The sequence below is a fragment of the Bradyrhizobium sp. LA6.1 genome, assembly GCF_040547805.1.
Classification (GTDB): Bacteria; Pseudomonadota; Alphaproteobacteria; order Rhizobiales; family Xanthobacteraceae; genus Bradyrhizobium; species Bradyrhizobium barranii.
This window is the reverse complement of the sequence record NZ_JBEPQK010000015.1, coordinates 1-19,709: the sequence shown is the minus strand read 5'-3', so window position 1 is coordinate 19,709 and position 19,709 is coordinate 1. Positions and strand designations below refer to the sequence as shown.

General features: G+C 65.2%; 25 protein-coding genes and 1 tRNA gene. 8 read left to right on the top strand and 18 right to left on the bottom strand.

The window, feature by feature from the left end; genetic code table 11:
* Positions 1 to 13 precede the first annotated feature (13 nt).
* From ABIB99_RS30340 to ygfZ, 5 genes are all read right to left on the bottom strand, one after another.
* Positions 14 to 982 (bottom strand): NUDIX hydrolase, encoded by a 969-nt coding sequence (locus ABIB99_RS30340; RefSeq protein WP_063985091.1) that lies wholly within the window; start codon positions 980 to 982, stop codon positions 14 to 16.
* Positions 983 to 1,001: 19 nt separating this feature from the next.
* Positions 1,002 to 1,508: a tyrosine phosphatase family protein gene (locus ABIB99_RS30335; protein ID WP_028152156.1), complete on the bottom strand. Its 507-nt coding sequence runs from the start codon at positions 1,506 to 1,508 to the stop codon at positions 1,002 to 1,004.
* Positions 1,509 to 1,652: 144 nt separating this feature from the next.
* The gene (locus ABIB99_RS30330; RefSeq protein ID WP_085402572.1) at positions 1,653 to 2,267 is read right to left on the bottom strand and encodes a YfbR-like 5'-deoxynucleotidase; all 615 of its coding nucleotides are present in this window, start codon (positions 2,265 to 2,267) and stop codon (positions 1,653 to 1,655) included.
* Positions 2,264 to 2,890 (bottom strand): DNA-3-methyladenine glycosylase I, encoded by a 627-nt coding sequence (locus ABIB99_RS30325; protein WP_354179053.1) that lies wholly within the window; start codon positions 2,888 to 2,890, stop codon positions 2,264 to 2,266. Before ABIB99_RS30325 ends, ABIB99_RS30330 begins: the two co-directional genes overlap by 4 nt.
* The gene (gene ygfZ / locus ABIB99_RS30320) at positions 2,887 to 3,762 is read right to left on the bottom strand and encodes a CAF17-like 4Fe-4S cluster assembly/insertion protein YgfZ (RefSeq protein ID WP_354179051.1); all 876 of its coding nucleotides are present in this window, start codon (positions 3,760 to 3,762) and stop codon (positions 2,887 to 2,889) included. Before ygfZ ends, ABIB99_RS30325 begins: the two co-directional genes overlap by 4 nt.
* 101 nt (positions 3,763 to 3,863) lie before the next feature.
* Here ygfZ and ABIB99_RS30315 point away from each other — a divergent pair, with 101 nt between their 5' ends.
* From ABIB99_RS30315 to ABIB99_RS30295, 5 genes are all read left to right on the top strand, one after another.
* On the top strand, positions 3,864 to 5,198 hold the full coding sequence (locus ABIB99_RS30315) for a dihydroorotase (protein WP_085402574.1): 1,335 nt from the start codon (positions 3,864 to 3,866) through the stop codon (positions 5,196 to 5,198).
* Between the two features lie 165 nt (positions 5,199 to 5,363).
* Positions 5,364 to 6,233, top strand: a complete 870-nt coding sequence (locus ABIB99_RS30310) for a sulfurtransferase (RefSeq protein ID WP_063985087.1) — start codon at positions 5,364 to 5,366, stop codon at positions 6,231 to 6,233.
* Between the two features lie 233 nt (positions 6,234 to 6,466).
* Complete coding sequence (locus tag ABIB99_RS30305) at positions 6,467 to 7,156, top strand: RNA polymerase sigma factor (protein ID WP_063985086.1); 690 nt, start codon at positions 6,467 to 6,469, stop codon at positions 7,154 to 7,156.
* A gap of 88 nt (positions 7,157 to 7,244) precedes the next feature.
* A complete protein-coding gene (locus ABIB99_RS30300) occupies positions 7,245 to 7,778 on the top strand; it encodes a DUF4142 domain-containing protein (protein WP_063985085.1) in 534 nt (177 codons plus the stop codon).
* Between the two features lie 10 nt (positions 7,779 to 7,788).
* A complete protein-coding gene (locus ABIB99_RS30295) occupies positions 7,789 to 8,109 on the top strand; it encodes a cupredoxin domain-containing protein (protein WP_063985084.1) in 321 nt (106 codons plus the stop codon).
* 196 nt (positions 8,110 to 8,305) lie between these two features.
* Here the strand turns inward: ABIB99_RS30295 and ABIB99_RS30290 are convergent, their stop codons facing one another.
* From ABIB99_RS30290 to ABIB99_RS30275, 4 genes are all read right to left on the bottom strand, one after another.
* On the bottom strand, positions 8,306 to 8,572 hold the full coding sequence (locus ABIB99_RS30290) for a hypothetical protein (protein ID WP_014497305.1): 267 nt from the start codon (positions 8,570 to 8,572) through the stop codon (positions 8,306 to 8,308).
* Between the two features lie 276 nt (positions 8,573 to 8,848).
* Positions 8,849 to 9,226, bottom strand: coding sequence for a TIGR02301 family protein (locus ABIB99_RS30285; protein ID WP_011085347.1), 378 nt, complete (start codon positions 9,224 to 9,226; stop codon positions 8,849 to 8,851).
* Positions 9,227 to 9,273: 47 nt separating this feature from the next.
* Complete coding sequence (locus ABIB99_RS30280) at positions 9,274 to 9,708, bottom strand: NUDIX hydrolase (protein ID WP_063985083.1); 435 nt, start codon at positions 9,706 to 9,708, stop codon at positions 9,274 to 9,276.
* Between the two features lie 30 nt (positions 9,709 to 9,738).
* Positions 9,739 to 10,239: a hypothetical protein gene (locus tag ABIB99_RS30275; RefSeq protein ID WP_028152167.1), complete on the bottom strand. Its 501-nt coding sequence runs from the start codon at positions 10,237 to 10,239 to the stop codon at positions 9,739 to 9,741.
* A 63-nt stretch (positions 10,240 to 10,302) separates the two neighbouring features.
* On the opposite strand from ABIB99_RS30275, the gene ABIB99_RS30270 reads away from it, so the two are divergent.
* On the top strand, positions 10,303 to 11,067 hold the full coding sequence (locus ABIB99_RS30270; RefSeq protein ID WP_354179047.1) for an SOS response-associated peptidase: 765 nt from the start codon (positions 10,303 to 10,305) through the stop codon (positions 11,065 to 11,067).
* A gap of 108 nt (positions 11,068 to 11,175) precedes the next feature.
* Here ABIB99_RS30270 and ABIB99_RS30265 read toward each other — a convergent pair whose 3' ends face one another.
* The 6 genes from ABIB99_RS30265 to ABIB99_RS30240 all read right to left on the bottom strand — a co-directional run bounded on the left by ABIB99_RS30265 (position 11,176) and on the right by ABIB99_RS30240 (position 17,136).
* Positions 11,176 to 12,369 (bottom strand): CaiB/BaiF CoA transferase family protein, encoded by a 1,194-nt coding sequence (locus tag ABIB99_RS30265; protein WP_354179045.1) that lies wholly within the window; start codon positions 12,367 to 12,369, stop codon positions 11,176 to 11,178.
* Positions 12,370 to 12,405: 36 nt separating this feature from the next.
* A complete protein-coding gene (locus ABIB99_RS30260) occupies positions 12,406 to 13,335 on the bottom strand; it encodes a glycine reductase (protein ID WP_354179043.1) in 930 nt (309 codons plus the stop codon).
* Between the two features lie 273 nt (positions 13,336 to 13,608).
* Complete coding sequence (locus ABIB99_RS30255; RefSeq protein WP_166086634.1) at positions 13,609 to 14,190, bottom strand: NUDIX hydrolase; 582 nt, start codon at positions 14,188 to 14,190, stop codon at positions 13,609 to 13,611.
* A gap of 13 nt (positions 14,191 to 14,203) precedes the next feature.
* Positions 14,204 to 14,644 carry a GNAT family acetyltransferase gene (locus ABIB99_RS30250; RefSeq protein WP_354179040.1) on the bottom strand — a complete coding sequence of 147 codons (441 nt, stop codon included), beginning with the start codon at positions 14,642 to 14,644 and terminating at the stop codon, positions 14,204 to 14,206.
* Positions 14,641 to 16,068: an FAD-binding oxidoreductase gene (locus ABIB99_RS30245; RefSeq protein ID WP_354179038.1), complete on the bottom strand. Its 1,428-nt coding sequence runs from the start codon at positions 16,066 to 16,068 to the stop codon at positions 14,641 to 14,643. The genes ABIB99_RS30250 and ABIB99_RS30245 overlap by 4 nt, the downstream gene beginning before the upstream one ends.
* A gap of 78 nt (positions 16,069 to 16,146) precedes the next feature.
* Positions 16,147 to 17,136: an L-threonylcarbamoyladenylate synthase gene (locus ABIB99_RS30240; RefSeq protein WP_354179036.1), complete on the bottom strand. Its 990-nt coding sequence runs from the start codon at positions 17,134 to 17,136 to the stop codon at positions 16,147 to 16,149.
* Positions 17,137 to 17,204: 68 nt separating this feature from the next.
* Between ABIB99_RS30240 and ABIB99_RS30235 the strand changes: the two genes are divergently transcribed.
* Positions 17,205 to 17,281 (top strand) — tRNA-Pro (locus ABIB99_RS30235).
* A gap of 185 nt (positions 17,282 to 17,466) precedes the next feature.
* Here ABIB99_RS30235 and ABIB99_RS30230 read toward each other — a convergent pair.
* The gene (locus tag ABIB99_RS30230; protein ID WP_028154397.1) at positions 17,467 to 17,793 is read right to left on the bottom strand and encodes a hypothetical protein; all 327 of its coding nucleotides are present in this window, start codon (positions 17,791 to 17,793) and stop codon (positions 17,467 to 17,469) included.
* A 122-nt stretch (positions 17,794 to 17,915) separates the two neighbouring features.
* Here ABIB99_RS30230 and ABIB99_RS30225 point away from each other — a divergent pair, with 122 nt between their 5' ends.
* The gene (locus ABIB99_RS30225) at positions 17,916 to 18,131 is read left to right on the top strand and encodes a hypothetical protein (protein ID WP_354179034.1); all 216 of its coding nucleotides are present in this window, start codon (positions 17,916 to 17,918) and stop codon (positions 18,129 to 18,131) included.
* A gap of 300 nt (positions 18,132 to 18,431) precedes the next feature.
* On the opposite strand, the gene ABIB99_RS30220 is transcribed toward ABIB99_RS30225, so the two are convergent.
* A complete protein-coding gene (locus ABIB99_RS30220; RefSeq protein ID WP_502917520.1) occupies positions 18,432 to 18,611 on the bottom strand; it encodes a hypothetical protein in 180 nt (59 codons plus the stop codon).
* An 871-nt stretch (positions 18,612 to 19,482) separates the two neighbouring features.
* The coding region (locus tag ABIB99_RS30215) for a lipocalin-like domain-containing protein (protein WP_354179031.1) at positions 19,483 to 19,709 on the bottom strand (227 nt) is incomplete at its 5' end.

The window sequence follows — 19,709 nt, the reverse complement described above, 5'->3', positions numbered from 1 at the left end:
CAAATCCTAGGATCTAGCGCCGGGAGCGTACGCGCAAGCCCGGCGCGGGTCGTTCCTGGAGCACGTCGCGGCGGAAGCGGTAGAGCGCCGCCGGCCGTCCGCCGGTCTGTGTCGACATCACCCCGGTCGGTTCGACCAAGGCTTCGGTTTCGACCAGGCGGCGGAAATTTTGTTTGTGCAGGTGCCGGCCGGAGATCGCCTCCACCGTGTACTGCAGTTCAGTGAGTGTGAACTCCGCGGTCAAAAGTTCAAACACCACAGGACGATACTTCAGTTTTGCACGCAGCCGCGCGATCGCTGTCGCGAGAATCCGGCGGTGATCGAACCGCATGGAGGTGCCGAGCGCGGGAAGCTGCTTGCGCGCCAATGCCGCAGGACGGCCGTCGCGCCGCGCCTCCTCGATCAGCCCGGCCTCGTACAAGAGCTCGTAGCGGTCGAGCACGCGCTCCTCGTCCCAGGGCGCGCCGTCGAGGCCGAAATAGAACCGCACGCGATCCCGGCGCGGCAGCGCGCGTGTGGTCTCCGGCGTCTCCTCCTCGGCCCATAGCGTCAGCGCCGGAATGATGTCACGGGCGATGATCGCAGGCGGCTCCTCGCGCCAGTCTTCCCAGGGGAGGAAGCGATACCACGGTTCGAAGCTCGCGCCGGTCGCTGCGAGCTCGCCGCCCACCGCGCGCGTCAGCGCCAGATAGCCGATCGACACCATATGCGCACCGGTGTCGCCGGCCTCGGCATGACGGCCACGATCGCCGAACGTGTAGAGCTGCTCGACATAGCCGAGCCGCAAGCCCGCCTGCGCCTCGACCCAGGCGCGCAGGCCGATCTCGAACGTGCGATGGCTGGGCGCATCGAACGGCCCGAACGGCAGGCCCGCCAGCCCATCACTGCTGTGCGCGGTGAGGATCAGCGGCTCATGATCCTCGATCGCGACGATCGCCGCGGTCAGGCCGATCTCGATCGGCGTCAGCTGCGTGTCGCTCATGCGGCTGATGTCGCAGTTGTCATTCGAGCTCGATCACGAAGGGGCGGCCCTCGACCATCATGGCGCCCGGGCCCATCTCGTCGAGCGCGCGCAGCATGCGGCCGTTGCGTCCGAGCGCGCGGTCGGCAAGACCGACGATGCGGCGGTTCGGCGAGGCGATCGGGGAGGCCGCGCGGATCTTCTTGGCGATCTCGATCTCGTCGCGATCCGGATTGAGGGCGCAGACGGCCGCAAAGGCGCTCGCAGTGGAGCGGCTGATGCCGGCATAGCAATGCACCACCAGCGGCGCGCTGCGGTCCCAGCCGCGTACGAAATTCAGCACCTGGTCGATATGAGCTTCGGATGGTGCGGTGAAGCCGTCCATCTCCTCGGTGATGTCGTCCATCGACACCTTGAGATGGTTGGCCGGCAGCACCGACACCGGACGTGCCACCTGCTCGACATTGGCCATGACGGTCAGCACATGGCTGGCCCTGGTGAGGCGGACGGTTTCGGGAAGGGCGGCGAGGGAACAGACGTGGATCATGGCGGACCTTTTTGCCGCTGATTATAGCGAGCGCTCGTAGGGTGGGCAAAGGCGCATCGCGCCGTGCCCACCGTTTCGCACCGCGCACACCGCGGCTAGTTTGGTGGGCACGCTTCGCTTTGCCCACCCTACGAAGGGATGATGCTACGCGAACACCGCGTTGAACCGCTCCAGAAACTGCTTCTCGGCCCGCGCCGCGGTCCAGGGCGTGAGGTAGTCGCGCCGGACGCTGTCGGAGAGGCCGGGGTCCCTGCCGAACAGGCGCTTCGCCTCGCTTTCGCTGAAGCCGGCAAGCTCGGTTGCCTCCAGATAGGCCGCCCCGCGATCGGCGGCCTTGATGGCTTGCGTGATCTCCTCGGGCAGCGCCGGCGGCAGGCCGAAGCGGATGTGGATGGCGCCGAGCAGGCGCTTCTCCACCGCCTTGTAGTGGCCGTCGAGCACGGCCTTGAACGGCGAGATCATGTCGCCGATCACGTATTCGGGCGCATCGTGCAGCAGCGCGGCGAGCCGCATGCGCTCGTCGACGCGGGGCATCTCGTGCCGCATCACCGTCTCCACCAGAAGTGTGTGCTGCGCGACCGAGAAGATGTGCGCGCCGGTGGTCTGCCCGTTCCAGCGCGCCACGCGCGCCAGCCCATGCGCGATGTCGGCGATCTCGACATCGAGCGGAGAGGGATCGAGCAGATCGAGCCGGCGGCCCGACAGCATGCGCTGCCAGGCGCGGGATGCCACGTCGCGTGCCGTTTTCTTCGCGGTCATTTGGCCTTGAGGCGCGGCTTGCGCTGCGTCTTGCCGCAGCTCGCGTGACAATGGCAGTCGACGAGATGGTCGTTGACCATGCCTGTCGCCTCCATGAAGGCATAGACGATGGTCGGACCGACGAATTTGAAACCGCGCGAGGACAGTTCCTTGGAGATCTGCATCGACAGCGGCGTCGAGGCCGGCACGCTCGCAGTGGTCTTGAAATTGTTGATCTTGGGCCGTCCGTCCATGAAGTCCCACAACAGCTTCGAGAAGCCCGGGCCCTTCTCCATGATGTCGAGATACGATTTCGCGCTCAGGATCGCGCCGTCGATCTTGGCGCGGTTGCGCACGATGCCGGCATCGTTCATCAGCGCGTGCACCTTCTTGTCGTTGTAGCGCGCGATCTTCTCCGGCTGAAAATCATCGAAAGCTTTGCGGAAATTGTCCCGCTTGCGCAGGATCGTGATCCAGGAGAGGCCGGCCTGGAAGCCGTCGAGGATCAGCTTTTCATAGAGCGCACGGTCGTCATATTCCGGCACGCCCCATTCGGTGTCGTGATAGGCGACATAGAGCGGGTCTTCGCCGGGCCAGGGGCAGCGGGTCTTTCCGTCGGGATGCAGGCGGGGGGCTCGGCTCATGCGATGGGTTGCTTCAGGGGAATGCGGACGACGTCGGGTTCGGCGAGCCTCACGGCGAGGCCGCCGGCGGTGAGCGGCTGGCCGGCATCGAGCGCGTCCGCAACGCGGTCGATGCGCACCAGCGCGATGCCCTTGCCCTGCGCGGACGAGCCCATCGTGCCGACCGGCTTGTCGCCGGCCATAACACTGACGCCGGCCTCCGGCGAGAGGTCATCGAGCAGCACCTTGACGCTGCGGGTGCGTGCGGTGCCGCGATGCTGCATGCGCGAGACGACCTCCTGGCCGACATAGCAGCCCTTGTCGAAATCGACGCCGGCGAGGCGGTCCATGTTGGTCTCGTGCGGGAACGCATCGCTGTACATGAAATCGAGCCCGCCGCGCGGCACGCCGAGCGCAATACGATGCGCCTCATAGGCGGAGGCGTCGACCAGCTCGGCGCCGATGAGATCGGACAGCTTCTGCTTGAGATCTTCGGGGATCAGGATGCGAGTGCCGAGCGCATCATTGCGCGGATCGGCGAACGCAAGGTCCGGCTGCGCCGCAGGCTGTCCGTCCCAGGTCGCGAGCACACCGAGATCGAGGTTTTCCACCGTGACCTTGGCGCGCAGCTTGTAGAATTTCAGCTTGGTGGCGAGGCCCTCGGCCAGCGCCTTCGGACAGTCGATCAGGAACCCGCCGCCATGGCCTGCCGGCACCTCGGTGATCAGGAAATCCACGATGATCTTGCCCTGCGGCGTCAGCAGCGCACCGAATCGCCCCAGGCCCGGCTTCAGCTTGTCGAGATCGGTCGTGATCAGGCCGTTGAGGAAGTTGCGCGCGTCCTCGCCCGCGACCTTGACCACGCTCCGGTCGGGAAGAAACGCTGATTTCATGTGAAAATCTCTTGCGACATGTTGCTCCTGAACGTAAGCCCGCAAGGCATAAACGACAAGACCTCAAGCCCCGCGCTTGGGGATGAGAGAGGCCTTCAGCCATGACCCAGCGCTTCGATGTGATCCTCAAAGGCGGCACCGTCGTCAACCAGGACGGCGAGGGTGTTCGCGATATCGGCATCACCAACGGCCGCATCGCGGAGCTGGGCCCGCTGTCGCAGGCCTCCGCCGCTGAGGTGATCGACTGCAAGGGCCTCCACATCCTGCCCGGCGTGATGGACACCCAGGTGCATTTCCGCGAGCCCGGGCTGGAGCAGAAGGAAGACCTCGAGACAGGGTCGCGCAGCGCCGTGATGGGCGGCGTCACCGCCGTGTTCGAGATGCCGAATACGTCTCCGTTGACCGTGACGGAGGCCACCTTCACCGACAAGGTGAAGCGTGCCCATCATCGCATGCATTGCGATTTCGCCTTCTTCATCGGCGGTACCCGCGAGAACGTGCAGGATCTGCCGGTGCTGGAGCGCGCGCCCGGCTGCGCGGGCGTCAAGGTGTTCATCGGCTCGTCGACCGGCGCGCTGCTGGTGGAGGACGACGAGAGCCTGCGCCGCATCTTCCAGGTGATCCGCCGCCGCGCCGCCTTCCACGCCGAAGATGAATACCGCCTCAACGACCGCAAGTCGCTGCGCATCGAGGGCGATCCGCGTTCGCATCCGGTCTGGCGTGACGAGACCGCGGCGCTGATGGCGACGCAGCGGCTGGTCAAGCTCGCGCACGAGACCGGCAAGCGCATCCACGTGTTGCACATCTCGACCAAGGAAGAGATCGAGTTCCTGCGCGACCACAAGGACGTCGCTTCCTGCGAGGCGACGCCGCATCATCTGACGTTGGTCGCACCCGAATGCTACGAGCGGCTCGGCACGCTGGCGCAGATGAACCCGCCGGTGCGCGGGGCCGATCACCGCGCCGGCATCTGGCGCGGCATCGAGCAGGGCATCATCGACGTGCTCGGCTCCGACCATGCCCCGCATACGCTGGAAGAGAAGTCGAAGACCTATCCGGCCTCGCCCTCCGGCATGACCGGCGTGCAAACGCTGGTGCCGCTCATGCTCGACCACGTCAACGCCGGCCGCCTGTCGCTGGCGCGCTTCGTCGACCTCACCAGCGCCGGCCCCGCGCGTCTCTACAACATGGCCTGCAAGGGCCGCATTGCCGCAGGCTACGACGCCGATTTCACGATCGTAGATCTCAAGCGCAGCGAGACCATCACCAACAAATGGGTGGCGTCCAAAGCCGGCTGGACGCCTTATGACGGCGTCCGCGTCACCGGCTGGCCCGTCGGCACCTTCATCCGCGGCCGCCGCGTGATGTGGCAGGGCGAACTGGTGACGGCCTCGCAGGGCGAGCCGGTGCGGTTTCTGGAGACGCTGAAGCAGTAGAGGGCGGCCCGCTTCTCGCTCCGCTGTCATGCCCCGCGGAGGCGGGGCATCCAGTACGCCGCGGCTTCTCGGTTCGATCACCGCCGCCTCTGGAATACTGGATTGCCCGCCTTCGCGGGCAATGACAGAGTGCCAGGAAGCGTAGACTCAAATTGGGAGAGAGCAATGTCCCAACCGACGCCCCTCATCACCACTGTGCAACTCGCCGCGATTCTCGGCGATCCCAACCTCCGCCTCTACGACTGCACGACCTATAACGAGCCGGTGCCGCCCGGTAGCGATGTGCCCTATCGCGCGGTGCCCGGCGACAAGACGTTCGCGGCCGGCCACATCCCCGGCGCGGATTTCCTCGACCTGCAAGGCGAGTTCTCCGACACCTCCGCGCAACAGCTCTTCATGATGGCTGGCGTGCCCCAGCTAGAGGCCGCCTTCGGTCGCCACGGCGCTGACGCATCCAAGACCATCGTGCTCTACAGCATCGGCACCATGATGTGGTCGACGCGGTTCTGGTGGATGCTGCGCTCGCTCGGCGTCGATGCGCGCGTGCTCGACGGCGGTTTTGACAAATGGAAGGACGAGGGGCGGCCGGTCGAGACGGGCGCGCCGAAGGGCTATCCCGCCACGACCTTCAAGGCCGCGTCGCACGCGGGCTTCTTCGTCGACAAGACCACCGTGAAGGCGCGGATCTGCGATCCCTCGACCGTGATCGTCAACGCGCTCGGGCCGCAATTTCATCAGGGCCTCGAGCCGAGCCGCTACGGCCGGCCCGGCCGCGTGCCCGGCAGCGTCAACGTGCCCGCGGCCACGCTTGCCAAGGCCGACAAGACACTGACGACGCTTGCCGACGCCGAAGCGAAGTTCGCGGCCCAGGGCGTTACGCGCGACAAGAATGTGATCTGCTATTGCGGCGGCGGCATCTCGGCGACGATCGACCTGCTCATGCTGACACAGCTCGGCTACGACAAGCTGACGCTGTACGATGCCTCCATGGGCGAATGGGCGAGGGATCCGGCACTGCCGATCGAGACGGATTAGCTCTTACCCTCCCCTGAAGGGGGAGGGTCGCTTCACGTCGAGCGAAGCGAGAGGTGAAGCGGGGTGGGGTGATCTCTCCACTCGGGCACCGCCTCAAAGGTATAGACTGTCACCCCACCCCGCTCGCGCTGCGCGCGATCGACCCTCCCCCTCCAGGGGAGGGTAAGAAAGTCGGGAACCTTTATCGCTGGCCTGCATCCAATGTCCGGAACGAATGGAAACAGGTGACCACCATGCAGCGGACCGCAGCCGGCCTGTCCGCCGGCGCTAGAGCATCGGAAGCCGAACTGGTCGATCGCGCGCGGGGCCGTGACGAGGCCGCGTTGCGCGAGATCATGCAGGCCAACAACCGCAGGCTCTACCGTCTAGCGCGCGGTATCCTGCGCAGCGACAGCGAAGCCGAGGACGTGGTGCAGGAAACCTATGTCCGGGCCTTTACCCATCTGGACGACTTTCGCGGCGAGTCCGGGCTGTCGACCTGGCTGTCGCGCATTGCCATCAACGAGGCGCTTGGCCGGGCGCGAAGCCGCAAGCCGCATGTCGAGCTCAGCGCGCTGCCGGAAGGGGCGCTCGACGCGCAGATCATAAAATTTCCCGTTTCTCCCGCAGGCGATCCGGAAAGGACCATGGCCCAACGTGAAATCCAGCGCGTCGTCGAACGCGCAATCGACGAACTGCCGGATGTGTTCCGCATGGTCTTCGTCGCGCGCGTCATGGAGGGGATGAACATCGAGGAGACCGCCGATCTGCTCGGCGTCAAGCCCGAGACCGTGAAGACGCGGCTGCACCGTGCGCGCACCATGTTGCGCGAGAACGTCGAGAAGGAGATCGGTCCGGTTATGATGGATGCGTTCCCGTTTGCCGGGTGGCGCTGCGAGCGGCTGACCGTATCGGTGCTGAAGCGGCTCGGCAGCGGCGGCTGAAGTTTTTCGGGAACGTTTGCGCGAAAATCCCATCCAATGCCTGTGAAGCAACGCCGGCAAACCCTCCGGCAGCACAGGAGTTTCAAACATGTTCACCCGATGGAGCGCGGCGATCGCCGCGGCAATTCTGTTGTCGAGCCCGGCGCTACTGCAAGGCGCGAGCGCAGCCGACAAGCCCACCGATCCGCAGATCGCTCACATCGCCTACACCGCGGGCGTGATCGACATCAACGCGGCCAAGCAGGCGCAGAAAAAGGCCAAGAACAAGGACGTCAAGGCGTTTGCCGAGGACATGCTGCGCGACCACGAGGCGGTCAACAAGCAGGCGCTGGCGCTGGTCAAGAAGCTGAACGTTACGCCTGAAGACAACGATACCAGCAAGACGCTGTCGAAGCAGGCGAGCGACAAGCTGGCTGAGCTCGACAAGCTGAGCGGCGCGGCCTTCGACAAGGCCTATGTCGCGAACGAGGTCGCCTACCACAAGGCGGTCAACGGCGCGCTGGAAACCCAGCTCATCCCGTCCGCCGGCAATGCCGAGCTCAAGAGCCTGTTGCAGACCGGCCTGAAGATTTTTCAGGGCCACCAGCAGCACGCCGAGCATGTCGCGGCCGAGCTGAAATAGGGGGTGTGGGATGAAGCCGCGACACCTCGCTTCGATCGCGCTTGCGGTCGTCTTGCTGTCGATCGTCGTCCCGGCGCGCGCCGCGACCATGCAGATCATAATGGACAATCTCGTGGTTTCACCGGCCGAAACGTCCGCGAAGGTCGGCGATACCATCGAATGGATCAACAAGGACGTGTTCGCGCACACCGCCACGGCGAAGAGCGGCGATTTCGACGTGATGCTGCCACCGAAGAAGTCGGCAACGTTTGTTCTGAAGAAGGCGGGAATTGTCGACTATTACTGCCGCTATCATCCCAACATGAAAGCGACGCTCAAGGTCGCGCCGTGAGGGAGGAGGGAGTGCATTCCCGATCGTAGTGGGAATATCTCCCGGTCATCGCGAGACTAATGCTTGTCTGGGGGAGGCGGCTTCCGTGCGATAAACGCGGCAGACTTCGCGAACCTGTTCGCCAGATCCCGTTCGCCAAGTCATTCATCCGTAGACTGGCCCCGCCCGTGTGGCGGGGTCATTTTTCGCAAGAAGCTTACTGCCTTGCGAGAGTGACCGAGAATTCGCCGTTGCGGATGCGGCCCGGAAAGCCCTCGACGAATTTCGCCACCGCATCCTCGCCGTAGGTACCGACGAGCTCGGCGAATGCCGCAAACAGGCTCGCCTGCGCCAGGCAGTCGCCGTCGACGCCATCATGGCGCGCTTCGGCCCAGGCCTCGTTGAGATAGCTCAGCGCGGCCTGTTTCTGCTCGTGATCGGGCAGCGGCGCGCGGGCGGGGGCGTAGGACACTGAATGGCTCATGAAACTCGATCAGGGCTGGGGCGCGATCCACGGCGATGCGCTGTACGAAAGGTGTAGCACGCGTATTAACGCCCGCTAGGCCACATCTTTAGGAACGGTTAACGGCTGTGAACAAAGTCGATGACAGGGTTCCAGATGCGCGTTCGACAGCCAAACCCTCATGTGAGGAGGCGCGTTAGCGCCGTCTCGAACCATAGAGGCCGTGCTGCGGCAGCGGGGCCTTGCATCCTTCGAGACGCGCGCGAAGAGCGCGCTCCTCAGGATGAGGAGATGCGCTCAGTTCGCGTAACGCGCCGTGAGATCGCGCGAGATCTTCGAGCCTTCCTCGATATAGCGGCGGATCGCCACCGTCGCGGCCGGCGTGCAGCTCCGATAGGTCTGCTGGAAGCCGTTATAGCCGCGGTTGAAGCCGGCGATCATACGGGTGCGGCGCTCGCCCGAGGGGGTTTCGGCATCGATCAGCGCCTGCATCTCGCTGCGCCATTTGTTGCCCTCGTTGGACCCGCAGATGCCGCGCAGATAGTGCAGGCCGCCCAAAATCTCCGCCAGCCGCTGCAAATCGGCGTCAAACGGCGCCGCCACGTCCTGGGCCCTTGTGGGCACGGAGGCGCAGGCGAGAATCAGGGCAAAAATGGCCAGAAATCGCGTGGACATCGGCGGGGTGTATGCCCCCTCGGAGCGGAGGACGCAAGACGGGGCGGTCAGGGCCCGATCAGCCCGGCGGCCGACAGGATGACCTCCTCCAGCCCCCCGGTCAGCTTGAGGTCGCCGAGGCTCGCCAGGGCGTCGGGGGCGATCCAGCGGTAATCGTCGAGCTCGTCGTTGAGAGCCGGCTCCTTGGCCACCCAGCGGGCGGCAAAGGACATGATCAGGTAATGGCCGGCGCCGGCTGCGGCCGGCAACACCTCGCGCCAGCCGGCGAGGCCAATGATCTCGATGGCGAGCCCGGTCTCCTCGTCGACCTCGCGCGCCAGCGCCTGGTGCAGCGATTCGCCGAACTCGACCCGGCCGCCGGGCAGCGAATAGAACCCCTTGGCGGGCGAGCGGGCGCGGCGGGTCAGAAGTACCTTGCCGTCGCGGAAGATGGCGGCGCTGACCGCGATCTGGGGGTGGGTGGGCTGGATGACCGCAGACATATCTTCAACAACCCTTCAACAGCCCTTGGCTCAATTCGCCATGATGGTGTCGACGTCGGCTTCCGCGCCGCCATTGATGATGCCGCCGCAGGCCGCGATCAGCGGCTTGACCCAGAGCGTGGCCTGCTCGGCGAGGCGGACGCGGGTCGTGTCCTTCTCGACCTCGCGCATGGCCGAGCCGACCGCTGTCAGGATCGAGGTCATGGTATCAGTGATGTGGTCGAACTGGGCGCGCACATTCGGATCGGCCTTCTCATAGGCTTCGATGGCCAGATCCCGTGCCTTGAAATTCGACGCGGTGAAATGCTCGGCATAGGACAGCGGCGACCAGGTCAAAAAATCTTCGGCGCATTCCGGCATGTCCGGGACCATTTCCAGCAGCATCACGGCTTCATTGAAATGGTTGAGATAGTCGGTGGCAAGCCCGGTTCGCGGGTTGATGTTGGCCACGCGCAGCCGCTCGGCCCATGCGGCAGCCTCGGGGCCCGTCTGTACATGCGTCCGCGCGGGTTGGGAGGCCTTTGAGCTCATCTGCCGCAGTGTTAGCGTTCGGGGTTAAAACGACCTGAACGGACCCTATATAGATAGCCAAGGATGTGTGGACGCTTCGTCATAACTTCGGCCCCCGCGGCTTTGCGGCAACTGTTCGGCTATGTCGAGCAGCCGAATTTCCCGTCACGGTACAACGTCGCGCCGACACAACCGATTCCGGTCGTGCTGCTCGAGAACGGCGCGCGCCATTTCCGCTTGATGCGCTGGGGATTGTTGCCGGGCTGGGTCAAGGATCCCAAGGGATTTACGCTCCTGATCAACGCGCGCTCCGAGACGGTGCTGGAAAAGCCCGCCTTCAAGAACGCGATTCGGAGGCGCCGTGGCCTGATCCCGGCCGACGGCTATTATGAATGGAAGGCGGAGGGCGGCCGCAAGCAGCCCTTCTTCATCCACCGCGCCGACGGCGAGCCGCTCGGCTTTGCTGCGGTATTCGAGACCTGGGCCGGGCCGAACGGTGAGGAGCTCGACACCGTCGCGATCGTCACGGCGGCGGCGGGCGAGGATCTCGCCGCGCTGCATGACCGCGTGCCCGTCACCATCAGCCCGCGCGAATTCGAGCGCTGGCTCGACAGCCGCGGCGACGATGTCGATGCCGTGTTGCCGCTGATGGCCGCCCCGCGCATCGGCGAATTCGCCTGGCACCCGGTCTCCACCCGCGTCAACCGCGTCGCCAATGACGACGATCAGCTCGTGTTGCCGATCAGTGCGGATGAGATGGAGGCCGAGGCAGAGGCTGCGAAGCCGAAGAAGGCGGCCCGGAAGGTTGCTGCTAGCTCGTCAGATGACGGGCAGGGGTCGTTGTTCTAAGCGGCGGTGCCGTAGGGTGGGCAAAGCGAAGCGTGCCCACCATCGTGTTTCAAGCAAGTGGATAGATGGTGAGCACGGAGCGTTGCGCCTTTGCCCACCCTACGAAATCTACACGATCTCTTTCGCCCTGAGCGCTGCGATCTCCGCTGGATCAAATCCCAGCTCGCCCAGCACCGCATCCGTATCCGCACCCAATTCCGGCGCCATCCGGTCCAGCCGGCCGCCGCCATGGGCGAGCTTGAAGCCGCTGCCGGCAAAGCGCAGGCGGCCGTAGGGCGTATCCAGCTCCTGGATCGCGCCGCGCGCCTTGATTTGCGGATGATCGATGACCTCCTCGACCTTCCAGATGCTGGCGCAGGGCGCGCCGGCATCTTCCAGGATTGTCTCCCACTCGCGCGCAGGCCTGGTCGCCAGCGCCTCCTCGATGATGGCGCGCAATGCGCTCTCGTTCTCGTTGCGCGCGAACCAGTCGGCGAAGCGCGGGTCTGACAGCGTGTCCTCGCGGCCGAGCGCGGACATCAGCGCGCGGTACTGCTTCTCGTTGTTGACGGCGAGCAGGATGTGGCCGTCGCCGCATTTGAACAGGTTCGCCGTGGTCCGGCGGCTGACGGCCTGATTGCCCGACAGCTGCTGGCGATGGCCGGCGACCGACCAGTCCGCGATCTGCCCCGAGAGAAACGCCATCGTCGCCTCAAGCATCGAGACGTCAATGAGCTGTCCCTTGCCGGTGCGGTCGCGCTGATACAGCGCGCTCGACACGCCGAACGCGGCCGTGGCGCCCGAGAGCACGTCGCACACCGCAAAGCCCGCGCGTGTCGGCCCCGTCTCCGGGTGGCCGGTGATCGCCATGATGCCCGACAGCGCCTGCATCTTGCCGTCATAGCCGGGCCGGAGGCGGTCCGGGCCGGTCTGGCCGAAGCCGGACACGGCGCAATAGATCAGCTTTGGATTGATCGCGGAGAGCGCCTCGTAGCCGATCCCGAGCTTGTCCATCACGCCGGGGCGAAAATTCTCCATGACGACGTCGACTTGCGCCACGAGCTTCTTCACGATCGCGATCGCATCGGGCTTTTGCAAATCGAGCGTCAGGCTGCGCTTGTTGCCGTTGATGGCCTGGAACGCCGGCGCGAGCCCGCGCTCGGCCCATTCGCGGCTGAGCGGCGTGCGGCGCATGTCCTCGCCCTCGCGCCGTTCGACCTTGATCACGTCGGCCCCCAGAAGCGCGAGCTGGTAGCTCGCATAGGGGCCGGCCAGCACTTGCGTGAAGTCGAGAATCTTCACGCCCTCGAACGGTCGCGTCACGTCGCTCTCCCCATTGTTTGTTGTTGTCGGAGGACGTCAGGCGGCGCGGTTGCCGCGCGCGATCTCCTTCTGCTTGTCGAATTCGGCGCGGCGGCGCGCCAGTTCCTCCGGGGAGAGCTGTGCGACGTTGTTGTAGTCGAGCTTCCAGGAGGCGTCCTCGCTCCAGCGCAGCGGCGACTGCATCGTGGTCTGCGGCCCGCTCGCGGTCTCCAGCAGTCTCAGCGCGAGCTCCAGCGTCTGCGCCTGCGAGGCGACGTCGTGCGGCTTGCCGGCGGAATTGCCGAGCGGGAAGTCCGAGAACAAAAAGCGCGGCACGGCGGCATGCTCGATGATGTCCTTGGCGCAGCCCATCACCACGGTCGGAATGCCGTTGGCCTCGAGATGCCGCGCCACCAGCGCCGTGGTCTGGTGGCAGACCGGGCAGTTCGGCACCAGCACGGCGACATCGACCATGTCGGCAAGACAGCGCGCCAGGATTTCCGGCGCGTCGGTGTCGAGCGTGACGCGATGGCTGCGATTGGTCGGTGCGCCGAAGAAGCGCTGGCTCACCTCGCCGATGCGGCCTGCGGCAGACGCTTTCAAAAGCTGCGGCAGCGGAAACCAGGTGCCGTTGTCGGTCGCCGTGGTGTGCTTGCGGTCGTAGCCGATGTGCGAGATGCGCAGATCGTGCTGCTTCGACGTGTCGCCGTCATAGACCTGGTAGAATTTCGCCCCGCCATTATACGCCGCGCCCGGTCCCTGATCGCCCTTGGTGGGATCGTAAGGCGCGGCCGTGGTGATGATCGTCACGCGCGATTGCGACAGCGGTTTCTTCAGCGGCTGGAACGGCGCCTCCGTGTAATGCGCCCAGCGATACGGCGTGGTGTAGCCGATCGCGGTGTAATAATCGCGCGTGCGCTGCATATAGGGGACGGGAGAGTCATAGTCGGGCGCAAAGCCGAATTCGTCGTCGCGCGGAGCGGACATGGGGCGCGTCTCCTGGTTCTTGGTTGGGACCAGACTAGAGATAGTTTTGGAGTTGCTCAACCGGGGCGGGGCGGCGCAGGGCAGAATTGCAGATGAGGATGGTGTGGCGCGGACGGTGCTGACCCTCTCCCCTTGTGGGAGAGGGTGGCTTCGCGGTCGCGAAGCCGGGTGAGGGGTCTCTATCCTCACGAGCACTCTTACAAGTGGAGAGAACCCCTCATCCGGCGCTTCGCGCCACCTTCTCCCACAGGGGGAGAAGGAAGAAAGCGTAACTCACCTGAAAATATGCAGCGCCGCGTATTGCAGCAGCATGATCGCCTTGGCGTCGATGATGCGGCCGTCCGCGATCATCGCCAACGCCTCGTCGATCGAGAGCTCCAGCACCTCGATGTCCTCGCCTTCGTGTTCGAGGCCGCCGCCGTCGCTGACCCGCATCTCCGGCTCGTACTCGGCGACGAAGAAATGCAGCTTCTCGGTGATGGCGCCGGGGCTCATGAAGGCCTCGAACACCTTGTGGACGTGGTGCAGGCGATAGCCGGTCTCTTCCTCGGCCTCGGCGCGGATGCGCACCTCGGGGGAGGCATCGTCCAGCACGCCGGCGGCGGCTTCGATCAGGAGATCGTCGTAGCCGCGGATAAAGGCCGGCAAACGGAACTGGCGCACCAGGATCACCGTACGCCGTGCGCGATTATACGGCAGCACGGCGGCGGCGTTGTCGCGCTCATAGGTTTCCCGGTGCTGGGTCTGCCACTCGCCATTGGCGCGCCGGTACTCGAACGTCGTGGTCTTCAGCGTGGTCCAGCCGTCCGAGAGCACGCGGACGTCCTTGATGCGGACGCGGTCGGAAATGGTCATTGCTGTTTTCCAGCTACGTTGTGGAAGCGCGGCCGTCGAGCCACTTCTGGAACATCACCGAGGTGGATTCTTCGAAACCCAGCGACTGGTAGAACGCATTGGCTTGCGCGTTCTCGCGGCGGACCAGGAGCTGCAGCTTCAAAATGCCGGCCTGGCGCAGCCAGTCCTCGGCCGCGGCCATGATGACGCGGCCATAGCCGCGTTTGCGGATGTCAGGATCGACGGCGACGTAATAGACCCAGCCGCGATGGCCGTCATGGCCGACCATGGCGGTCGCAACAATCGCGCCGCCGTCACGGCCGATCAGGATCGTCGAGTTGTCGCGCCGCCGCGCCAGCGCGATGTCGGCATGCGGATCGTTCCAGGGCCGCGTCAGGCCGCAGCGCTGCCACAGCGCGACGACGGGCTCGACATCGGCGTCGGTGATCGCATCGATCGTAAGGGAGACGCTCACAGCACCTTCCCCGGATTCATGATGCCGAGCGGATCGAGCATCGCCTTGATCGAGCGCATCAGCTCGATCGCGGTCTTGTCCTTCACCTCGGGCAACTCGTCGCGCTTGAGCACGCCGATGCCGTGCTCGGCCGAAATCGAGCCGCCCATGCGCAGCACGATCTCGAACACGACCGCGTTCATCTCGTGCCAGCGTGCCAGGTAATCCGCGGTGTTGGCGCCGATGGGCTCGCTGACATTGTAGTGCAGATTGCCGTCGCCGAGATGGCCGAACGGCACCGGCCGTGCGCCGGGGATCAGTTTCACGACGGCGGCATTGGCTTCGTCGATGAAGGCGGGCACGGCGGCGACCGGAACGGAGATGTCATGCTTGATCGAGCCGCCCTCCGGCTTTTGCGCCGACGACATCTCCTCGCGCAGCTTCCAGAAGCCGTTGCGCTGGGTGAGGTTGGCCGCGATCACGGCGTCGTCGACGATCTCGTCTTCCATGGCGCGCGTCAGGATCGTCTCCAGCGGCGTGCGGGCATCGTCGCCGGGCGAGGACAATTCCATCAGCACGTACCAGGGATGTTTTGCTTCGAGCGGATCGCGCACGTCGATGCCGTGGCGGACCGAGAAGTCGACCGCCATCTCCGACAGCAGCTCGAAGCTCGTCAGCGCATTCGCGGCTTCGCCTTGCGCGATCGTCAGCAGCTTCAGTGCCGCCGCCGGCGATTTCAGCCCGACGAAGGCGGTCTCGATCGCCCGCGGCTTCGGAAACAGCTTGAGCGTAGCCGCGGTGATGATGCCGAGCGTGCCTTCCGCGCCGATGAAGAGGTTGTGCAGATTGTAGCCGGTGTTGTCCTTCTTCAGCTTCGACAACACGTTGAGCACGCGACCGTCGGCGAGCACCACCTCGAGCCCCAGCGCCATCTCGCGCGCCACGCCATAGGCGAGCGCGGCGGTGCCGCCGGCATTGGTCGAGAGATTGCCGCCGATGGTGCAGCTTCCTTCCGCGCCGAGCGAGAGCGGAAACAGCCGGTCCACGTCGGCCGCCTTCTGCTGCGCGACCTGGAGCACGACGCCGGCCTCGCAGGTCATGGTGTTGGAGGCGGTGTCGATCTCACGGATCTTGTCGAGCCGGCGCAGCGACACCACCACTTCGCCGTTGTGGGGCGTCTGGCCGCCGACGAGCCCGGTGTTGCCGCCCTGCGGCACCAGCGCGATTCTGTGCGCCGAGGCGAGCTTGCAGATCGCCGAGACTTCCGCCGTCGAGCCCGGCCGCAGCACCAGCGGCGAGCGGCCGTGAAACAGGTTGCGCTCCTCGGTGACGTAAGCCTCGATGTCGGCCGCGTCGGTGATGGCATGGCGGTCGCCGACGATCTTGCGGAATTGTTCGATCAGCTCGGGCGCAAGCGGCGGGGTGGCAGATTTATTGACGTTCATGCTCTTGTCTCTTCTTCGCTCTTATCTCTTGCGCATGATCTTATCGGAAAACCGCTGGACACTTTTCCGGATCATGCGCTATCGGGCGACCGCGGCCCGGCGCAGCCGGTCGTTGATGGCCTCGCCAAGTCCTTCTTCCGGCACCGCCATCACCGCGATCGCTCGCGGGCTCTTCGCATCGAGAGCACGAAGATAGCCGAACAGATTGGTGGCGGCTTCATCGAGATCAGCCGCGGGCGACAAATTCATGACGGCGGCAGCGGCCTCCAGGCCCGGCAGGCGATCGGGGCCGAACGCCAGCAGTGCTTCGCCCGCGGCCACATCGCGCGCATTGAGCCGCACACCGGCGCGCGGCGCGTAATGCGAGGCCAGCATGCCCGGCGCCAGCGGCTGGCTGTCGTCGCTCTCGGCCTCTACTGGCGGCCGCGCCAGCGGCGCGCCGAGCACGGCCTCGATCCGCTCGCGCGACAGCCCGCCGGGGCGGAGCAGCATCGGGGCGTCGAAGCAGCCGACGATGGTCGATTCGACGCCGACCGTAACAGGCCCGCCGTCCACGATCAGGTCGATCCGCCCGGCAAGGTCGCTTTCGACATGGGCGGCCAGCGTCGGCGAGACATGGCCGGAGATGTTGGCGGACGGCGCCACCACGGCCCCGCCGAAGGCGCGCAGGATCGCCTCCGCCACCGGATGGGCGGGAATGCGGATCGCGACCGTGTCGAGCCCGGCGGTGGCCAACTCAGCCACCGGACAGTCGTCCGTTTTCGGCACCACCAGCGTCAGCGGCCCCGGCCAGAACGCTTCCGCAAGCCTCAACGCACGCGCGTCGAAACGGCCGATCCGGCGCGCGGCTGAGAGGTCGGCCACATGGGCGATCAGCGGATTGAAGGCCGGCCGCCCCTTGGCGGCGTAAAGATGGGCGATCGCGGTGGCATTGGCGGCGTCCGCCCCGAGCCCGTAGACCGTCTCGGTCGGAAACGCGACCAGCCCGCCGGCGGCCAAAATCCGGGCGGCAGCTTCCGCGCCGGCCGCGCCGGCCGGTAAAATCAGCGTTTCAAGACCCGTTTTCACAGGGACAAAATTCCTCATGCCGGCCGCTTGCGGTGCGTCAAACCCGACGCTATAAGCCGCCTTCTTGTCGGAGTGTGGCTCAGCCCGGTAGAGCACTGCGTTCGGGACGCAGGGGTCGCAGGTTCGAATCCTGCCACTCCGACCATTCTTCCAAAAGTCGACGTTTTCCAGAGGCTTGGCGGACCGGCCGCCAGCGCCTCGGGAGCGCCTTTTTGCAACGATTTTTGGGGCGGGTCCACGGCCGATTTGGCCGGGCAGGGGCATCTGCCGCGGCGGCATGGCTCTACATTCGCCGGCCGATGGTCCGATGCTGGACAGTAGGTCAGTAGACTACCGCCGCGCCACCAGCACGCCCACCAGGAACGCCACCATCAGTGCCGGCAGTGGCGCCTCGCGCACCATGCCGCGAACGATGTCCGGCCAGTGCTGGTCCGGGACGAGGCTCGGAGACCTGACTTCAGCCATCGGTGTCATGCCCCAGTCCGAGGCAAGTTCGGCGATCTCGCTCGAAGCCAAACGCACGCCGTCGCGGACGCGGAAGATGGCGGCGTCGGATCGCTCGCGCGGCGCGAGCGCCATCAGCGTCGCGACAGCAGTGCGCAACGTCATCTCGCCAAAACCTTGCAGCCTCACAGACTCCTCGGGATCGGACGTCATGCAAAACCCCTCACAGCGCGAAGTGGTGCGCGATGGTGAATGCCGCCGTCGCGCACAGGACCAGCGTGGACACCGCGCCGGCCACCCCGCGCGCGAGATGGGCTCGCGTCAGGTGCCTGGTCATGATCTTGCTCCATGCTCTGCATGGCAATAGCGGCGAGGAAGGTTGGTTCCTCGCGCGTCGCTCGAATCGCCCGACGCTCTACTTCCGCAAGAGCTCGCTCAAGGCCGCCGTCGCCTCGGCGCAGCGGATGTCGTCGATCTCGCGCGACAGGCTGAGCGCGCTGGATCTCAGTTCTTCGAGCCTCCAGCTCTCTGGATGCTGGCTTTCGAGCTGACCGAGACGCTTGTTCAGGTCATCCAGTCTCGATTGGAGCTGCCCGATGCTGGCGGCCCCATTCACTTTCCAAACGCGCTGTGCACGCATCGTAGTTCCCCTGCTAGTCTCACGGCGTTGTGAGCGGGGTTCGTGGCTGGAATGGGAGTTTCTCTTGTCCGGCTTCAGACGGTGGGGAACCGTTGCAAAAGGGCAACGCGGGTTCCCGCGCGTTGACCGGCGCGGACAGAGCTATCGCCCATCGCCCGCGCCCTTCTGCATATGCCGTCGCGTTGCCTGGTCGGGCCCGGCACGATCCGCGTCAGGCGGCGCTCGGCCACCCGGTTGATCGCTTTTCGATGCGGCTTTCCAGGATCGCGATGCTCACCTGGAGATTGTCGCGCCGGGCTCTCAGGTTCTGCGCGAGCATCGGGTAGGCGAGATTGTTTGGATCGGAGATTCCGGCCCTCCGCTCTTCCTCCTGAATGTCGGCGTCGAGCATTTGCGTGCGCCAACGCAGATCGGAGATCAGGACGTGGAGTTGTGTCGGGATGGTCGCTTCGAAACGGGACGTCGATTGCATAGGATCGCCTCACTATGAAACAGACCCACTGCGGGTCTGAGGGATTGGCGGACGAGCAGCAAGGAGAGTGCCAGCGCGCCTGCTGATGGCGAAGGCCTGCCGGGCGGCCGAAGGGGTGACACTCTCCCCTTCGTCATTCCGGGGCGATGCGCAGCATTGAGCCCGGAATCCATCGGGCCGCAGTTACGCGGCGCCGCTTCGCCGCGCTCCGGAATGACGGTGGCATGCCCGGGTGTTTCGCTTTGCTGTCAACCTGCTCGCGCCAAAATATTCCACTTTACCGAAATTCGGAATTGGCGTATGTGCTGCCCATCCCGGCTCACCAAGAGGGGCGATCTTGTGTCGTCACTGTCGCGAGCCGGGCTTGCGGTGGACGCGGCAGCGTCGGGCGCGAGAGGCTAGGGCAGGGCGGATTGCTCTCCGTGAGCCCAAGACTTCGTGCCGGATGAGCGGCGCTGTCAGGTTCGTCTCGTCTGCAAGTTTCCGGCTCCGTCGACAGGGCTGGAAAAACTGCGGCGAAATGGCGGGCCGTGCGTACGGCAAAACCGTGTGGTCCTTTCTGCCAGCTATTTCTTCGGTCTGTTGAAAGCGGCGGAAGTGCCTGAAAACGTAGGCATATTCCGACGGCTTCCGGATCGACGAAAGGCCCGCCCGAACCTGCCGGGCCCTAATAGGCCCTAGTTTCACACCCTGTGCGCTGTCGCGGCCTGCCCTGTGTCCTGTGGCGCTGCGCTGTAGGGCCTTCTAATGGCCTCGCCGCTCACGCCTGTTCCTGAAGCTAATGACGCAATTACTTTTCGCGACGCCATCTTAGATCGCCAAATCCTCTTCGACCGGGATGGCGAGGGTGTTCATGAATTGGTGTGCGCAAGGAAAGAATGTCGCCGTCGAGGTGTACATAACGAAGCTGTTTCGTACCCAACCACTCGGTAACCCAACTTATATCGACGGTCGTCGTAAATGTGTCGCCACTCAGTTTGAATTTTCCCGAATAGGCCAGCATCGTATTGAACAGCT

Excerpts from the sequence above, each read along its gene's own strand:
- ABIB99_RS30340 (WP_063985091.1), bottom strand. The coding sequence starts at position 982 with ATGAGCGACACGCAGCTGACGCCGATCGAGATCGGCCTGACCGCGGCG.
- ABIB99_RS30335 (WP_028152156.1), bottom strand. The coding sequence starts at position 1,508 with ATGATCCACGTCTGTTCCCTCGCCGCCCTTCCCGAAACCGTCCGCCTC.
- ABIB99_RS30330 (WP_085402572.1), bottom strand. The coding sequence starts at position 2,267 with ATGACCGCGAAGAAAACGGCACGCGACGTGGCATCCCGCGCCTGGCAG.
- ABIB99_RS30325 (WP_354179053.1), bottom strand. The coding sequence starts at position 2,890 with ATGAGCCGAGCCCCCCGCCTGCATCCCGACGGAAAGACCCGCTGCCCC.
- ygfZ (WP_354179051.1), bottom strand. The coding sequence starts at position 3,762 with ATGAAATCAGCGTTTCTTCCCGACCGGAGCGTGGTCAAGGTCGCGGGC.
- ABIB99_RS30315 (WP_085402574.1), top strand. The coding sequence starts at position 3,864 with ATGACCCAGCGCTTCGATGTGATCCTCAAAGGCGGCACCGTCGTCAAC.
- ABIB99_RS30310 (WP_063985087.1), top strand. The coding sequence starts at position 5,364 with ATGTCCCAACCGACGCCCCTCATCACCACTGTGCAACTCGCCGCGATT.
- ABIB99_RS30305 (WP_063985086.1), top strand. The coding sequence starts at position 6,467 with ATGCAGCGGACCGCAGCCGGCCTGTCCGCCGGCGCTAGAGCATCGGAA.
- ABIB99_RS30300 (WP_063985085.1), top strand. The coding sequence starts at position 7,245 with ATGTTCACCCGATGGAGCGCGGCGATCGCCGCGGCAATTCTGTTGTCG.
- ABIB99_RS30295 (WP_063985084.1), top strand. The coding sequence starts at position 7,789 with ATGAAGCCGCGACACCTCGCTTCGATCGCGCTTGCGGTCGTCTTGCTG.
- ABIB99_RS30290 (WP_014497305.1), bottom strand. The coding sequence starts at position 8,572 with ATGAGCCATTCAGTGTCCTACGCCCCCGCCCGCGCGCCGCTGCCCGAT.
- ABIB99_RS30285 (WP_011085347.1), bottom strand. The coding sequence starts at position 9,226 with ATGTCCACGCGATTTCTGGCCATTTTTGCCCTGATTCTCGCCTGCGCC.
- ABIB99_RS30280 (WP_063985083.1), bottom strand. The coding sequence starts at position 9,708 with ATGTCTGCGGTCATCCAGCCCACCCACCCCCAGATCGCGGTCAGCGCC.
- ABIB99_RS30275 (WP_028152167.1), bottom strand. The coding sequence starts at position 10,239 with ATGAGCTCAAAGGCCTCCCAACCCGCGCGGACGCATGTACAGACGGGC.
- ABIB99_RS30270 (WP_354179047.1), top strand. The coding sequence starts at position 10,303 with ATGTGTGGACGCTTCGTCATAACTTCGGCCCCCGCGGCTTTGCGGCAA.
- ABIB99_RS30260 (WP_354179043.1), bottom strand. The coding sequence starts at position 13,335 with ATGTCCGCTCCGCGCGACGACGAATTCGGCTTTGCGCCCGACTATGAC.
- ABIB99_RS30255 (WP_166086634.1), bottom strand. The coding sequence starts at position 14,190 with ATGACCATTTCCGACCGCGTCCGCATCAAGGACGTCCGCGTGCTCTCG.
- ABIB99_RS30245 (WP_354179038.1), bottom strand. The coding sequence starts at position 16,068 with ATGAACGTCAATAAATCTGCCACCCCGCCGCTTGCGCCCGAGCTGATC.
- ABIB99_RS30230 (WP_028154397.1), bottom strand. The coding sequence starts at position 17,793 with ATGACGTCCGATCCCGAGGAGTCTGTGAGGCTGCAAGGTTTTGGCGAG.
- ABIB99_RS30225 (WP_354179034.1), top strand. The coding sequence starts at position 17,916 with ATGATCTTGCTCCATGCTCTGCATGGCAATAGCGGCGAGGAAGGTTGG.
- ABIB99_RS30220 (WP_502917520.1), bottom strand. The coding sequence starts at position 18,611 with ATGCTCGACGCCGACATTCAGGAGGAAGAGCGGAGGGCCGGAATCTCC.